13 protein-coding genes and 1 pseudogene are annotated in these 14,592 nt (G+C 58.9%); 3 read left to right on the forward strand and 11 right to left on the reverse strand.

Going from position 1 to position 14,592, the window contains the following annotated elements; genetic code table 11:
- Positions 1-71: 71 nt before the first annotated feature.
- Positions 72-1,073: an amidohydrolase family protein gene (locus AB4O23_RS23690; protein ID WP_065877997.1), complete on the reverse strand. Its 1,002-nt coding sequence runs from the start codon at positions 1,071-1,073 to the stop codon at positions 72-74.
- A 139-nt stretch (positions 1,074-1,212) separates the two neighbouring features.
- Here AB4O23_RS23690 and AB4O23_RS23695 point away from each other — a divergent pair, with 139 nt between their 5' ends.
- Both AB4O23_RS23695 and AB4O23_RS23700 read left to right on the forward strand, forming a co-directional pair.
- Positions 1,213-1,629: an OsmC family protein gene (locus tag AB4O23_RS23695; protein ID WP_017529302.1), complete on the forward strand. Its 417-nt coding sequence runs from the start codon at positions 1,213-1,215 to the stop codon at positions 1,627-1,629.
- Positions 1,630-1,693: 64 nt separating this feature from the next.
- Positions 1,694-2,561 (forward strand): annotated as a pseudogene (locus AB4O23_RS23700) (pirin family protein).
- A 97-nt stretch (positions 2,562-2,658) separates the two neighbouring features.
- Here the strand turns inward: AB4O23_RS23700 and AB4O23_RS23705 are convergent.
- The 4 genes from AB4O23_RS23705 to AB4O23_RS23720 all read right to left on the reverse strand — a co-directional run bounded on the left by AB4O23_RS23705 (position 2,659) and on the right by AB4O23_RS23720 (position 6,373).
- Complete coding sequence (locus tag AB4O23_RS23705; RefSeq protein ID WP_065877992.1) at positions 2,659-3,387, reverse strand: dienelactone hydrolase family protein; 729 nt, start codon at positions 3,385-3,387, stop codon at positions 2,659-2,661.
- Positions 3,388-3,453: 66 nt separating this feature from the next.
- Positions 3,454-5,358, reverse strand: a complete 1,905-nt coding sequence (gene htpG, locus AB4O23_RS23710) for a molecular chaperone HtpG (RefSeq protein ID WP_026067377.1) — start codon at positions 5,356-5,358, stop codon at positions 3,454-3,456.
- Positions 5,359-5,447: 89 nt separating this feature from the next.
- Positions 5,448-5,900 carry a PaaI family thioesterase gene (locus tag AB4O23_RS23715; RefSeq protein ID WP_460060846.1) on the reverse strand — a complete coding sequence of 151 codons (453 nt, stop codon included), beginning with the start codon at positions 5,898-5,900 and terminating at the stop codon, positions 5,448-5,450.
- Positions 5,897-6,373 carry a PaaI family thioesterase gene (locus AB4O23_RS23720; protein WP_065877990.1) on the reverse strand — a complete coding sequence of 159 codons (477 nt, stop codon included), beginning with the start codon at positions 6,371-6,373 and terminating at the stop codon, positions 5,897-5,899. Before AB4O23_RS23720 ends, AB4O23_RS23715 begins: the two co-directional genes overlap by 4 nt.
- Before the next feature lie 158 nt (positions 6,374-6,531).
- On the opposite strand from AB4O23_RS23720, the gene AB4O23_RS23725 reads away from it, so the two are divergent.
- Positions 6,532-6,783: a hypothetical protein gene (locus tag AB4O23_RS23725; protein WP_010211724.1), complete on the forward strand. Its 252-nt coding sequence runs from the start codon at positions 6,532-6,534 to the stop codon at positions 6,781-6,783.
- A gap of 104 nt (positions 6,784-6,887) precedes the next feature.
- Here the strand turns inward: AB4O23_RS23725 and AB4O23_RS23730 are convergent, their stop codons facing one another.
- From AB4O23_RS23730 to odhB, 6 genes are all read right to left on the reverse strand, one after another.
- Positions 6,888-7,625, reverse strand: a complete 738-nt coding sequence (locus tag AB4O23_RS23730; protein ID WP_017529308.1) for a DUF599 domain-containing protein — start codon at positions 7,623-7,625, stop codon at positions 6,888-6,890.
- 231 nt (positions 7,626-7,856) lie between these two features.
- Positions 7,857-9,170, reverse strand: a complete 1,314-nt coding sequence (gene brnQ, locus AB4O23_RS23735; protein WP_460150278.1) for a branched-chain amino acid transport system II carrier protein — start codon at positions 9,168-9,170, stop codon at positions 7,857-7,859.
- A gap of 414 nt (positions 9,171-9,584) precedes the next feature.
- On the reverse strand, positions 9,585-10,466 hold the full coding sequence (gene sucD, locus AB4O23_RS23740) for a succinate--CoA ligase subunit alpha (RefSeq protein WP_003172813.1): 882 nt from the start codon (positions 10,464-10,466) through the stop codon (positions 9,585-9,587).
- The gene (sucC, locus tag AB4O23_RS23745; protein WP_460150279.1) at positions 10,466-11,632 is read right to left on the reverse strand and encodes an ADP-forming succinate--CoA ligase subunit beta; all 1,167 of its coding nucleotides are present in this window, start codon (positions 11,630-11,632) and stop codon (positions 10,466-10,468) included. The genes sucD and sucC overlap by 1 nt, the downstream gene beginning before the upstream one ends.
- A gap of 204 nt (positions 11,633-11,836) precedes the next feature.
- Positions 11,837-13,273, reverse strand: a complete 1,437-nt coding sequence (gene lpdA / locus AB4O23_RS23750) for a dihydrolipoyl dehydrogenase (RefSeq protein WP_017529310.1) — start codon at positions 13,271-13,273, stop codon at positions 11,837-11,839.
- Positions 13,274-13,371: 98 nt separating this feature from the next.
- Complete coding sequence (odhB, locus tag AB4O23_RS23755) at positions 13,372-14,592, reverse strand: 2-oxoglutarate dehydrogenase complex dihydrolipoyllysine-residue succinyltransferase (RefSeq protein WP_065877986.1); 1,221 nt, start codon at positions 14,590-14,592, stop codon at positions 13,372-13,374.

The following is a 14,592-nucleotide window of genomic DNA, read 5'->3' on the forward strand; positions in this document are numbered from 1 at the left end:
GACTGGTTCGGGGCTTTTTTATGGGTGAGCCCATGTGGAACCGCCTGGCCTTTACCGCACCTTCATTGCATTCAGCGCTTGGGCAGGATGGCCAGGAAGTTATCGCGGGCCACCTTGCGGGCGATGTCCTCAGGCAAGGCGTCCAGGAAAGGCTCAAAGCGGCGCATTTCCTTACCCAATTTGTTGAAACGCCCCACTACGTCCGAGCCCAACATAAACCGCTCCGGAAAGCGCTCCACCAGCTCGACCCACTCCGCACGAGGCACGCCTGCGTCATCAAGCAAATACGGCGTGAGCATGCTCCAGGACAGGTCGATGTACAGATTGGGGTAAGCCTCCAGCAGGCGACTCAAGGTGGGCAGCAAAAAATCCATCTGCACCTGATGTCGATGGATCTCTTTGCTGGTACCCGCGTGCGCCCAGATAAACCGTGTGTGCGGGTGGTTGCGCAGTGGCTCTTCGATTTCGGCCAGGTACAACGGGTTGCGCTCGCGCTTGGAGGTGATGTTGGAGTGCAGCATCACCGGCAAGTCGTTTTCGGCGGCCAGGTGGTAAATGCGCGTCATGGCTTCGTTGTTGGCGCGAGGGGTGTCGCCGGACGTCAGGGCCGTGAGGTCATCGTGGCGGGTAAACACCTCACCGATGCCCTGCCACAGGCCTGGGTTAAGGTCGAGCATGCGCTGGATATGCGCGTCGGAATTCTTGTCGTTGGGGTTGAAACCGCTTAGAAACGGATGAAAGTGCTGGCGCTGTTCAGGCGTCAGCTTATTCACGGCCGCGGCGACAATAACGTCGGTGGCGCTGTACCAATAGGCATCTGCGTCATCGCCCGCGTAGTAGCGCGGGCGCTTGGGTTCGTCTTCGTGCCACTTTTTCGCCACGGGGATGCCGGAAATCATCACGTGCTCAATGCGATTTTCGTGCATGGCCTTGAGCAATTTTTCCATGCCCGCCGTTTCCTGGAAAAAATCCACGTAATGCAGGTGCGCGTCGCTGTAGGCATAGTCGCGGGCCTGCACGGCAAGGCTGCTGGCGGCGAACAACAGGGCAACACTCAGGCGGGTCCAGAGCACGATACAACCTCGATCAGGGCGAGTACGAGTAGACCTTGCCTTGCGCGCCGAGGTTCATCATGCAAAAACGTGGAACACCCCAAGGCCCGCATGCTCTATAACTGCATGACCTACATCCTGCCACCCTGTGAGGTTTGCCATGCCTGTTACCGTGAATACACTGAACGCTGAAAATTTTCGCCACAGCGTCAACATCAATAACCACGAGTTGTTTACCGACCTGCCCAAAAGCCTGGGCGGCGACGACTCCGCGCCCTCCCCCCACGATTACTTCGACGCGGCATTGGCGTCCTGTAAAGCCCTGACCGTCAGGCTGTATGCGCAGAAGAAAAACATCCCGCTCACCGGCGTCACCGTGGAAGTGACCCACGACGCCGCCGAGGAACAAAAGGGCAAATACAAACTCGGCGTCAAGCTGACCCTCAAGGGTGTGCTCACCGACGCACAGCGCGACGAGTTGCACCGCGTTGCCGACAAATGCCCGGTGCACAAGCTGATGACCACCGCCGAGATCAGCATCGAGACCACGCTATCGGAAGGTGCGTTCAGCCAATAGCAGCAACCTCTCGTCGAGCGGGTTATGCTCACGGCCAACTAACCCGCTCAGATTGGGACGCACCATGACCCTCCTCACCGTGATCCGCCCTCGCCAGGAAGAGGTTGAAGGCCAGCCGATCCTGCGCCCGCTGCCCTCGCGCGAATGCCGTAGCGTCGGACCTTTTGTATTTTTCGACCATATGCTGTCCACCCGCTACGCACCGGGCAGCGGCATGAATATCCGCCAGCACCCGCATATCGGCCTGTCCACCCTCACCTACCTGTTTGAAGGCGCGTTGCAGCACAAGGATAGCCTGGGCTCCGACCAAGTGGTGCAGAGCCGGCGATGTGAGCTGGATGACTGCCGGCAGCGCAATTGCCCACGTCGAGCGCACACCCGAAGCCCTCAAGGCCAGTGGTTTCAGCCTGCATGGGTTGCAAGTATGGCTGGCCTCGCCCAGGGACCACGAAACCGGACCAGGCCATTACAGCCATCACCCCGCCAACAGCCTGCCGGTGAGCGACAACCTGGGCGTGTGGACTCGCATGATCGCGGGCAACGGGTTCTGCCTCGAATCACCGGTGCCGGTGCTGTCGCCCACGCTGTATGCCGAGGTGCGCATGCAGACGGCCACCACCCTGCCGATCCCGGACGAGCATCAGGAACGCGCGGTGTATGTGCTGGAGGGAGAAGCGCAGCTCGACGGCGAACTGTTGCAGGCACATAGCCTGGTGATATTGCCGAGCGGCCAAGCGATGACGTTGTTTGCCGAGTCCGATTGCCACCTGGTGGTGTTTGGCGGCGCGCCATTGGATGGACCGAGGCGGATCAACTGGAATTTTGTCGCGAGTGATCCCGCAGTGATCGAGCAAGCCAGGCAGCGTTGGGCGGCTGGGGATTGGCCGACGGTGCCGGGGGAATCCGAAAGAATTGAGTTGCCTGCGAGATAGCCATCGGAAGCAAGCCCCCTTCCACATTTGAAGGTGTATACCAATCAAGTGTGGGAGGGGGCTTGCTCCCGATGGGGTCGGAACAGGCGCTAGAGAATCAACCCTTGAACACTTCATCCAACAAGTTATGCATCGAGCGGAACGCCCGTGCAGCAGTCTTCGCGTCGTACATCATCTTGCCCGGCACATTGGCGTGCGGGTCGGTGAAGGAATGCACCGCGCCACCGTAGCTCAGCAGTTGCCAATCCACACCGGCGGCGTTCATTTCGTCTTCAAAGGCCGGCAGTTGCTCTTTGGGCACCAACGGGTCGGAGGCGCCATGCAGCACCAGCACCGAACCCTTGATGTTATTGGCATCTGCCGGGTTTGGCGTGTCGAGGGTGCCGTGGAACGATACCGCTGCCTTCAATGGCGCGCCCGTGCGGGCCAGCTCCAAGGAGCAGCAACCGCCAAAGCAGAAGCCGAAGGTCGCCAGCCTGGACGTATCAACAGCCGCTTCAGTCTGGCTTTGCAGTTGCTCAAGGGCCGCCTGCATGCGCTTGTTCAACAATGGGCGGTCATTTTTCAACGGCATCATCGCCGCACCGGCCTCATCGCCATTCGATGGACGCACGGTTTGCCCGTACAGATCGGCAATCAGCACCACGTAGCCCTTGCTCGCGACGGTCTTGGCGATTTCTTCCGCGCCGGCACTCACGCCCATCCAGTTCGGGGCCATCAGCAAGCCCGGCAACGGCCCTTTTTGGCTCGCATCGAACGCCAGGCGGCTCTCATAAGACTGGCCATCAATCTGATAGACCACGGAACGCACAGTGACTTGGCTCATCATTCTCTCCAGTTGAGGTGCACTAGAACGAAAAAACCCGCCGAAGCGGGTTTTTCTACAACGGTGTTAAACCGACAGTTCAACCAACAGCTTGTTCAGTCGGCGCACATAAGCGGCCGGGTCTTTGAGGCTGTCGCCAGCGGCCAGGGCCGCCTGGTCGAAGAGGATGTGCGACAGGTCGCCAAACCGCTCTTCGCTCTGCTCGCCGTCGAGTTTCTCGATCAGCGGGTGAGCCGGGTTGAACTCGAAGATCGGCTTGGAATCCGGAACCTTCTGCCCGCTGGCTTCGAGGATCTGACGCATCTGCATGCCCAGGTCCTGCTCGCCGATGGCCAGGATCGCCGGGGAATCGGTCAGACGGTGGGAAACCCGCACTTCGCTGACGGCATCGCCCAGGGCAGTCTTGATCCGCTCAACCAGGCCTTCTTTGGCCTTGGCGACTTCTTCGGCTTCTTTCTTCTCTTCTTCGGAGTCCAGGTTACCCAGGTCCAGGTCACCACGGGCCACGTCGACGAAGGTTTTACCGTCGAACTCGCTGAGATAGCTCATCAGCCACTCATCGATACGGTCGGTCAGCAGCAACACTTCAATGCCTTTTTTGCGGAAGACTTCAAGGTGCGGGCTGTTCTTGACCTGGGCGTAGGTTTCGCCGGTCAGGTAGTAGATCTTGTCCTGACCTTCCTTGGCGCGCGCCAGGTACTCGGCCAGCGACACAATCTGCTCGCCCTCTTCGCCCTGAGTGGAGGCAAAACGCAGCAGGCCGGCGATTTTCTCTTTGTTGGCGAAATCTTCCGCCGGGCCTTCTTTCATGACCTGGCCGAAGTTTTTCCAGAAGCCTTTGTATTGCTCAGGCTCGTTCTTCGCCAGTTTTTCCAGCATGTCGAGGACGCGCTTGGTCAACGCCGACTTCATGGAGTCGATGATCGGGTCTTTCTGCAGGATTTCCCGCGACACGTTCAGCGACAGGTCATTGGAGTCGACCACGCCTTTGATAAAGCGCAGGTACAGCGGCAGGAACGATTCCGCCTGATCCATCACGAACACGCGCTGGACATAGAGCTTGAGGCCTTTGGGCGCTTCACGCTGGTACAGGTCGAACGGCGCACGAGCCGGCACGTACAGCAGCGAGCTGTACTCGAGCTTGCCTTCGACCTTGTTATGGCTCCAGCTCAGCGGGTTCTCGTAATCGTGGGCGATGTGCTTGTAGAACTCCTGGTATTCCTCATCCTTCACTTCAGTGCGAGGACGGGTCCACAGGGCGCTGGCGCGGTTGACCACTTCCCATTCCTGGGCAGGGGCCTCTTCGCCTTCGGCGGCCGCTTGTTCTTTGGGCAGTTCAATCGGCAGCGCGATGTGGTCGGAGTACTTTTTGATGATGTTGCGCAGGCGCCAGCCGTCGGCGAATTCGTCTTCACCGTCTTTGAGGTGCAACACGATACGCGTACCGCGGTCGGCCTTATCGATGGTGGCGATTTCAAACTCGCCCTCGCCCTTAGAGGCCCAATGCACACCTTCGCTGGCATCAAGGCCGGCACGACGGCTGAATACTTCAACCTTGTCGGCCACGATGAAGGCCGAGTAGAAGCCCACGCCGAACTGGCCGATCAGGTGCGAGTCTTTCTTCTGGTCGCCCGACAGGTTTTTCATGAAATCGGCGGTGCCGGATTTAGCGATGGTGCCCAGGTGGGTAATCGCATCGTCACGGCTCATGCCGATACCGTTGTCTTCGAGCGTGACGGTCTTGGCGTCTTTGTCGAAGCTCACACGGATTTTCAGTTCGGCGCCACCTTCCAGCCACTCGGGCTTGGACAGGGCTTCGAAACGTAATTTGTCGACAGCGTCAGAAGCGTTCGAGATCAATTCGCGAAGGAAGATTTCCTTGTTGGAATACAGCGAATGGATCATGAGGTGCAGCAGTTGCTTCACCTCGGTCTGGAAGCCCAGGGTTTCCTTTTGAGTTTCCACACTCATGGTCATCAAACTCCAATTGGATGGCAGTGGCCGCCCCCGAAAGGGTTAGCGGCGGGTTGTCATCAGAGTTGGGGCCTAAGACCAGGATTTCAAGGGCGGCTCGTTTCCTCAATCTTGAAATGCGCACGGGCGGTGGCAATGGGTTCCGCCGGCGTGCTTTGCCAGGCGGTGATCGCCACATTCGCCACCCGGCGGCCTTGGCGCCAAACCTGGCACTTGGCGTAGGTGTCGCGGAACTGGCCCGCACGCAGGTAATCCAGGGAGAAATCGATGATCTTCGGCAGGCCGGGGGCGCCGGTAAACACCAGCAGGTGCAGCGCGACCGACAGCTCCATGAAGCCTGCAATCACGCCACCGTGCAGCGCCGGCAATATGGGGTTACCGATGTTGTCCTTGTTGGCGGGCAGACGAAACAGCAATTCGTCGCCCAGGCGCGTGCATTCGATGCCGATCAGCTTGGCATAGGGGATCAGGTTGAGCAGCGCCTCATAATCTGCGCGTTCATGGGCTTGTTCGAGGCGGGTCTTGAATCGGTGCGTCATGCCTGCTCTCCCTTGATCGTGCTGCGAAAGCCTTGGGTGCCGCTGAGACGCTTACCCATGCGTATGAACGTGCCGACCACATGGGCGATGGGTTGCTGCGGGTCGTCCTGGTAGGCGACACCACGAGTGAAGATCACGTCGGTGGTCACCCGGTAGCACTGAGCGAAACCGTAGACCGGTTTGTGCGGTTCAGCGGGATGCATGTAGTCGATGCGCAGGTCGAGGGTCGGGCACACCTCGAATTCCGGCAGCACGCACAAGGTGGCCATGCCGCAGGCGGTATCCATCAACGAGGTCAGGGCGCCGCCGTGGATGACGCCGGTGGTGGGGTCACCCACGATCGCCGGGGTGTAAGGCAACACCAGCGTCATGCCCTCCTCGCCAGCCTCGTGCACGTTAATACCCAGTACCTGGCAATGGCGCAGGGCCGATACAAATCGCGTCGCACGCTCTAACAATAGGTTTTCGGTCATTCGATCCAGACTCTTATTAGTGTTGATTCGCGCAGTAGGCGGTGCGCGAGAAAGTTCCTTGAACAACGCGGTTTATATATCTGCGTCATAAAAGGAACTAAAACTGAGCCCTCGGGCTCGAAAGGCCAGTAGATATCTTCAATAAGGAGAAACACCCCATGCGCAAGACTTTAGCTATTTCCATGATGTTGGCCGCTGCCCTCGGTCTCGCTGCCTGCGACAAAAAATCCGAAGACAAAGCCCAAGACGCTGCGGCACATTCTGAGCAAGCTCAGAAAGACATGGCCAAGGCTCAGGATAAAGTGAACGACGCTGCGAAAGAAAACGCCGATGCTGCCAAAGCTCAGGCTGAATCGAACGAAGCCGCCGCGAAAGAAGCAGCACCTGCTACCCCTGCCACCGGTTCTTGATACCGCGGCTTGAAATAGCTTGGCTGCAAAAAGAAAGCCCGCTTAGATAGCGGGCTTTACTTTGTCTGCCGTTTTTATTCGCAGCGTTAATACGCGCAAGTGGACTAGGCCGTCTCTTTGACGGTATCAGGCGCCGTCGTATCCGTTTGCGTATACACCATCACTTGCAAGACGTCGGAATGAAACTCGCGGCGATACAGCACGAACACCACCCCCGCGCTCATCAACATGAACAACCAAGGGCTGACGAACCACGCCAGCATGGTCATGCCGAAGTAATAGGCGCGCAGGCCAAAGTTGAACTGGTTGGCCGCCATGGAAATCACCCGTGCCGCGCGCAACGCAAACGCCCTGCGCTCCTGCTCCGACACCAGCCGTTCACCGATCATCGGCGCCGACCCCACCAGCACTGCCGCAAAGTTGTATTGGCGCATGCACCAACTGAACGTGAAGAACGCGTAGACAAACACCAGCGCCAGGCACAATAGCTTGATTTCCGACATGCCCTGGGATGCCTGTTGCACCATGGGAATGTCCGCCAGCAACGACACGGCCCGCTCGGATGCACCGAGCACGGTGAGAATGCCGGCGAGGATGATCAGGGTACTGGAGGCAAAGAACGAGGCATTGCGCTCCAGGTTACCGATCACACTGGCATCGGCGATACGGTTGTCCCGCAGCAGCATGCGACGCATCCAGTCTTCACGGTACAGATGCAACACACTGGCCAGGCATGCAGTGTCGCGGGCCTTCCAAGTGGCATAACGGGTATAGCCGCCCCAGCACAGCACAAACCAGAGGGCGGCAAGCAGGTGGATCTGATTGGTTTCGACGAATGACATGCGGGTCCTTTTTACACGGTGTTGGCTCGCGGAATGCAGTACGAATGTGGAAGGGAGTTTGCCCCGATGGCGGTGGGACAGTTACAGGTTTATCCACTGACACACCCTCATCGGGCAAGCCCCCTTCCACCTGTTGAAAGCGTGCCAACTCTAGAAGGTTGTCGCCTCTCAAACATAAAATGCCCCGTATCGATTGATACGGGGCATTTCAGTACTGCGCGAAACCGGTCGTTACGCGATCGCTTCGCTGCGCTTGCCGAGCATACGGTCAATCCCCACCGCTACCACCAACACCATCACCGACGGTATCAGCCAGGCCAGGCCTTGCTCGCTCAGTGGCAAGTTCGCCAACTGCACCGGCATCCAGCCCGCCAGCCCTGCCCCCTTGAGCGCGTCGATGCAGCCCAAGATGAACGACACCAGCATCACCGGGCCAACGATACGGCCCTGCTCCTGCCAGAAGTCTTTGCAGAAACTCAAGGCCACCAGCACGATGCACGGCGGGTAGATGGCGGTCAGTACCGGGATCGAGAAGGCAATCAGCTTGGTCAGGCCCAGGTTGGATACAAACAACGAGAACAACGCCAGGATCACCACCAGTGTCTTGTAGGACAGTGGCAGCACACGGCTGAAATACTCGGCGCAGGCGCAGGTCAGGCCGACGGCGGTCACCAGGCACGCCAGAGAGATCAGTACGGCGAGGAAGCCGCTACCCAGGGAGCCAAAGGTGTGTTGCACGTAGGCGTGCAGCACAGCGGCGCCATTCGCAGCGCCGGCGGCCACTTCATGGCTGCCCGAACCCAGGCGAAACAGGCTCACATAGACGAGGGCCAGGCCCATGCCGGCAATCAGGTCGGCGATGATCGCGTAGCGGGTGATCAGCTTGGGCGATTCGACGCCACGGGAGCGAATGGCGTTGACGATCACAATGCCGAATACCAGCGCGCCCAGGGTATCCATGGTCAGGTAGCCATTGATAAAGCCCTGGGAGAACGGCGCGGCGACGTATTCCGGAGTGGCGACACCCACGTCGCCGGCCGGCAAGGCAAACGCGGCGATGCCGAGGATGGCCAGCGCAATGATCTTCAACGGCGCAAGAAAACGACCCACGGTGTCCAGCAGTCGACCCGGGTACAGCGAAACGAAGAACACGACCAGGAAGTAGACCGAGCTGTAAAGGAACAGCGCCAGCGGGCTTTCACCCGTCAACGGCGCCAGGCCGACTTCAAAAGACACGGTCGCGGTACGCGGGGTGGCGAACAGCGGCCCTACCGCCAGATACGCCGCCGCCGCGAGCAGGCCACCGGCGATCTTGCCGATCGGGCTGCTCAACGCGTCCATGCCACCGCCGACCTTGGCCAGGGCGATTACGGTAACCACCGGCAAGCCTACTGCGGTGATCAGAAAGCCCAGCGCCGCCATCCAGACGTCAGGCCCCGCCTGCAAACCCACGATAGGCGGGAAGATGATGTTGCCGGCGCCCACGAACAGGGCAAAGGTCATAAAGCCCAACGCCAGGATATCCTGGCTTTTCAACACTTTCATTTGAGGAAATACCACACTACTGAATCGGAATTTAGAGAGGGATTCCCTATGGATGAGGGAAATACCGCCGGCCCTTATGGGGACCGACCGATCTAGCGCGCGGCTTCCTTTTGGGATGCGGGCGCATAAAGAGGCGGCTAGGGTACAGAATTGGGCTGACAAACGCACTGTTGCGGGGCGCACTGTCCGATAAGCGACAGCTCGATGTCGCGTTTTCGTACTTAATTCGGCAATACGATCCAATGCGGGAGGGGGCTTGCTCCCGATAGCGGTGGTTCAGTCACATCATCAGTGGCTGGCTCACCGCTATCGGGAGCAAGCCCCCACATTGGATTGAGTACATTTCAACCCAAAACGCACAAAGGCCACCCGAAGGTGGCCTTTGTGTGGTGAAGCGTCAGTTAAGCGCGAGGCTTACTTGACAGCCCAACCGGTCAGCTCGGCCAGGGCCTTGCCGATGTCTGCCAGCGAACGCACGGTTTTTACACCTGCGTCTTGCAGTGCAGCGAATTTCTCGTCTGCAGTGCCTTTGCCGCCGGAGATGATTGCGCCAGCATGGCCCATGCGCTTGCCCGCAGGGGCAGTCACACCAGCGATGTAGGAAACAACCGGCTTGGTCACGTGAGCCTTGATGTAGGCTGCCGCTTCTTCTTCAGCCGAACCGCCGATTTCACCGATCATGACGATCGCTTCGGTCTTCGGGTCTTCCTGGAACAGCTTCAGGATGTCGATGAAGTTGGAGCCTGGGATCGGGTCACCGCCGATGCCGACGCAAGTCGACTGACCGAAACCGGCGTCAGTGGTCTGCTTCACAGCTTCGTAGGTCAGGGTGCCGGAGCGCGAAACGATACCGACTTTGCCTGGCAAGTGGATGTGACCTGGCATGATGCCGATCTTGCATTCGCCTGGAGTGATCACGCCTGGGCAGTTAGGGCCGATCAGGACTACGCCCAGCTCGTCGCACTTAACTTTAGCGTCCAGCATGTCCAGGGTAGGAATGCCTTCGGTGATGCAGACGATCAGCTTGATGCCGCCGAATGCCGCTTCCAGGATGGAGTCCTTGCAGAAAGGAGCTGGAACGTAGATCACGCTGGCGGTGGCGCCAGTGGCAGCTACAGCGTCTTTCACGGTGTTGAACACTGGCAGGCCCAGGTGCTCGGTGCCGCCTTTGCCCGGAGTTACGCCGCCAACCATCTTGGTGCCGTATTCGATGGCTTGCTGGGTGTGGAAACTACCTTGCGAACCGGTAATACCCTGGCAGATAACTTTGGTGTCTTTATTGATCAGGACGCTCATTATTTGCCCTCCGCAGCTTTGACAACTTGTTGAGCAGCGTCGGTCAGGCTGGTAGCCGCGATGATGTTCAAACCGCTTTCTGCCAGTACTTTAGCGCCCAGTTCAGCGTTGTTGCCTTCAAGGCGAACAACAACCGGGATTTTAACGCCGACTTCTTTCACTGCACCGATGATGCCTTCGGCAATCATGTCGCAACGAACGATGCCGCCGAAGATGTTGACCAATACTGCAGCGACGTTGGAGTCGGACAGGATGATCTTGAACGCTTCGGTAACGCGTTCCTTGGTAGCACCACCGCCCACGTCGAGGAAGTTGGCTGGTTTGCCGCCATGCAGGTTGACGATGTCCATGGTACCCATGGCCAGGTCGGCACCGTTGACCATGCAACCGATGTTGCCTTCCAGGGCTACGTAGTTCAGTTCGAACTTGGCAGCGTGCGCTTCGCGCGGATCGTCTTGCGACGGATCGTGGAAAGTCTTCAGCTTAGGCTGACGGTACATGGCGTTGGCGTCGATGTTGATCTTGGCGTCCAGGCAGTGCAGATCGCCGTCAGCCTTGATCACCAGCGGGTTCACTTCCAGCAGGGCCAGATCGTGATCCTGGAACAGTTTGGCCAGACCTACGAAGATCTTGGCGAACTGGGCAACTTGCTTGCCTTCCAGGCCCAGCTGGAAAGCCAGCTCGCGACCTTGGAATGGCTGAGCGCCAACCAGTGGATCGATAGTGGCTTTCAGAATTTTTTCTGGGGTTTCGTGAGCGATCTTCTCGATGTCCACGCCACCTTCGGTGGAAGCCATGAACACGATGCGACGGCTCGAACGGTCAACGACAGCGCCCAGGTACAGCTCTTTAGCGATATCAGTGCACGATTCAACCAGGATCTTGGTGACTGGCTGGCCATTGGCATCAGTCTGGTAAGTCACCAGACGCTTGCCCAGCCACTGCTGTGCGAAGGCCTTGGCGTCTTCTTTGCTGCGAACCAGCTTAACGCCGCCCGCTTTACCGCGACCACCTGCGTGGACCTGGGCTTTGACAACCCACTCGGTGCCACCGATTTTGTCGCAAGCTTCTGCTGCTGCTTCCGGGGTGTCTACTGCGTAGCCCTTGGAAACTGGCAGGCCGTATTCAGCGAACAGCTGCTTACCCTGATACTCGTGAAGATTCATGCTTTTTACCGTCTTCGTTAGGTACTGCGCATTCGGCGCTGCGCTCATTATGAGTGCCGCGCCACCTGTGACTGCTGCTTGCGCAACTTGCGGGGCTTATGGCCCGTAAAGCTGCGCAAGGCTGCGTCCAGCGGATATTCCGCGGTGAGTCTTGCGCGCAAGGCTCACGACGGGCAACTCCGCCGTGGTTTCTTATTATCTCGCTTAGCGCTTCTTGCGGTTGGCGATGTGGATGGCGCCGCCATTCACTGCCAACGCAGCTTCGTGCAACGCTTCGGACAGGGTCGGATGGGAGAAGACCATCATGCCCAGGTCCTCGGCACTGGTGCCGAATTCCATACCGATTGCGCCTTGCTGAACCAGTTCTGCAGCGCTCGGGCCAATCACGTGGACGCCCAATACGCGGTCAGTCTTGGCATCAGCGATGACTTTGACAAAACCACCGGTGTCGTTGGCTGCCATGGCACGGCCAGAAGCGGCAAACGGGAAGGTGCCGACGTTAACTTCAACGCCTTCAGCTTTCAACTGCTGTTCGTTCTTGCCGACCCATGCAATTTCCGGGTGGGTATAGATGACCGATGGGATCAGGTCGTAGTTCATCTGGGTTTTGTGGCCCTTGATGCGCTCGACAACCATGATGCCTTCTTCGGACGCCTTGTGCGCCAGCATCATGCCGCGAACCACGTCGCCAATGGCGTACACGCCAGGCACGGTGGTTGCGCAGTGATCGTCAACGTGGATGAAGCCACGCTCGTCGATGTTCACGCCGCTGTCAGCCGCCAGCAGGTCGGTGGTCACTGGACGGCGACCAACGGCTACGATCAGCTTGTCGAACGTGATGGTTTGTTCGCCATCCTTGTCGGTGTAGGTCACGACCACTTCTTCGCCGTTGACCTTCGAACCGGTCACGCGAGCGCCCAGCTTGATGTCCAGACCTTGTTTGGTCAGGGTTTTCAGCGCTTCTTTGGACACTGCGGTGTCGGCAGCCAGCAGGAACGTGTCCAGGGCTTCCAGCACGGTCACTTCGGAACCCAGGCGGGACCAGACCGAACCCAGCTCCAGGCCGATCACGCCGGCGCCGATTACGCCCAGACGCTTAGGCACAGCCTGGAATTCCAGGGCGCCGGTCGAATCGACGATCACGTTCTGGTCAACCGGGGCCGGTGGAATGTCGATTGGACGCGAACCTGGCGCCAGGATCACGTTTTCGGCTTCGATGACTTCTACCGAACCGTCTGGCTTGGTGATTTCAACTTTCTTGCCGGCCAGCAGTTTGCCGTGGCCTTGCAGGGACGTTACGCCGTTGGCCTTGAACAGGGTTGCAACGCCGGAAGTCAGGCCTTTGACGATGTTGGCTTTACGGCCGACCATCGCTGGCACGTCCATGGTCACGCCAGCGTGGTTGATGCCGTGGATGGCAAAACCGTCTTGCGCTTCGTGGAATTTCCAGGAGCTGTCCAGCAGCGCCTTGGAAGGAATGCAACCAACGTTCAGGCAAGTACCGCCCAATGCCAGTTTGCCTTCCTTGTCGGTGTATTTTTCGATGCAAGCAGTCGAGAGGCCCAGTTGTGCGGCCTTGATGGCGGCAACATAGCCGCCAGGGCCTGCACCAATCACTACAACGTCAAATTTCTGCGACATGAAAATAGTTCCTCTATTTAGCAGCAAGCTTTCAAGCCGCAAGCTCCGGGCAAGGCCGCCTCATGGGCGACCCGCCACGGAGCCTGCAGCTGCTTCTATCAGATATCCAGCAGCAGACGAGCCGGGTCTTCCAGCAGGTTCTTGATGGTCACCAGGAAAGTCACGGCTTCTTTACCATCGATCAGGCGGTGATCGTAAGACAGTGCCAGGTACATCATTGGGCGGATCACGACTTGGCCATTGATGGCCATCGGACGCTGGATGATGTTGTGCATGCCCAGGATCGCGGCTTGTGGCGGGTTGACGATCGGCGTCGACATCATCGAACCGAAGGTACCACCGTTGGTGATGGTGAAGGTACCACCGGTCATCTCATCGATGGTCAGCTTGCCGTCACGGGCTTTCTTGCCGAAGCCGGCGATGCCGCCTTCGATTTCGGCCAGGCTCATCAGCTCGGCGTTACGCAGAACCGGAACCACCAGGCCACGGTCGCTGGATACGGCAACGCCGATATCCGCGTAGCCATGGTAAACGATGTCGGTGCCATCGATGGAAGCGTTGACGGCCGGGTAGCGTTTCAGCGCTTCGGTAGCCGCTTTCACGAAGAACGACATGAAGCCCAGGCGCACGCCGTTGTGGGACTTCTCGAACAGGTCCTTGTACTTCGAACGCAGCGCCATGACTTCGGTCATGTCGACTTCGTTGAACGTGGTCAGCATCGCCATGTTCGATTGTGCTTCAACCAGGCGCTTGGCCACGGTGGCACGTACGCGGGTCATCGGCACGCGCTTCTCGGTGCGATCGCCAGCGGCGAACACAGGCGCGGCGGCAGCCGGTGCGGCAGCCTTGGCAGGTGCGGCGGCTGGCGCGTTTTTCTTGGCTTCAACAGCGGCAACCACGTCTTCCTTGGTCACGCGGCCGTCTTTGCCGGTGCCTTTGATGGACGCCAGGTTGATGCCGTTTTCTTCAGCCAGCTGACGAGCAGCCGGTGCGGCGATTGGATCTTCACCGCCAGCGGCCGGAGCGGCAGCCGGTGCCGAGGCAGCCGGGGCTGCAGCGGCGGCAGGTGCTGCTGCGGCGCTGCCCTCTTCGATCGAACCCAGTACCTGGTTCGACAGAACGGTAGCGCCTTCTTCGGCAACGATTGCGCCCAGCACGCCGTCAGCTTCGGCCAACACTTCCAGAACGACTTTATCGGTCTCGATGTCGACGATCAGGTCGTCACGCTTGACGGCCTCACCTGGTTTCTTGTGCCAAGTGGCAACGGTGCCATCGGCAACCGATTCCGGGAATGACGGGGCTTTGATTTCGATAGCCAT

This window comes from Pseudomonas sp. H2_A10 (genome assembly GCF_054680085.1).

Excerpts from the sequence above, each read along its gene's own strand:
- sucD (WP_003172813.1), bottom strand. The coding sequence starts at position 10,466 with ATGAGCGTCCTGATCAATAAAGACACCAAAGTTATCTGCCAGGGTATT.
- htpG (WP_026067377.1), bottom strand. The coding sequence starts at position 5,358 with ATGAGTGTGGAAACTCAAAAGGAAACCCTGGGCTTCCAGACCGAGGTG.
- sucC (WP_460150279.1), bottom strand. The coding sequence starts at position 11,632 with ATGAATCTTCACGAGTATCAGGGTAAGCAGCTGTTCGCTGAATACGGC.
- odhB (WP_065877986.1), bottom strand. The coding sequence starts at position 14,592 with ATGGCTATCGAAATCAAAGCCCCGTCATTCCCGGAATCGGTTGCCGAT.
- AB4O23_RS23725 (WP_010211724.1), top strand. The coding sequence starts at position 6,532 with ATGCGCAAGACTTTAGCTATTTCCATGATGTTGGCCGCTGCCCTCGGT.
- AB4O23_RS23730 (WP_017529308.1), bottom strand. The coding sequence starts at position 7,625 with ATGTCATTCGTCGAAACCAATCAGATCCACCTGCTTGCCGCCCTCTGG.
- brnQ (WP_460150278.1), bottom strand. The coding sequence starts at position 9,170 with ATGAAAGTGTTGAAAAGCCAGGATATCCTGGCGTTGGGCTTTATGACC.
- AB4O23_RS23720 (WP_065877990.1), bottom strand. The coding sequence starts at position 6,373 with ATGACCGAAAACCTATTGTTAGAGCGTGCGACGCGATTTGTATCGGCC.
- lpdA (WP_017529310.1), bottom strand. The coding sequence starts at position 13,273 with ATGTCGCAGAAATTTGACGTTGTAGTGATTGGTGCAGGCCCTGGCGGC.
- AB4O23_RS23715 (WP_460060846.1), bottom strand. The coding sequence starts at position 5,900 with ATGACGCACCGATTCAAGACCCGCCTCGAACAAGCCCATGAACGCGCA.
- AB4O23_RS23705 (WP_065877992.1), bottom strand. The coding sequence starts at position 3,387 with ATGAGCCAAGTCACTGTGCGTTCCGTGGTCTATCAGATTGATGGCCAG.
- AB4O23_RS23695 (WP_017529302.1), top strand. The coding sequence starts at position 1,213 with ATGCCTGTTACCGTGAATACACTGAACGCTGAAAATTTTCGCCACAGC.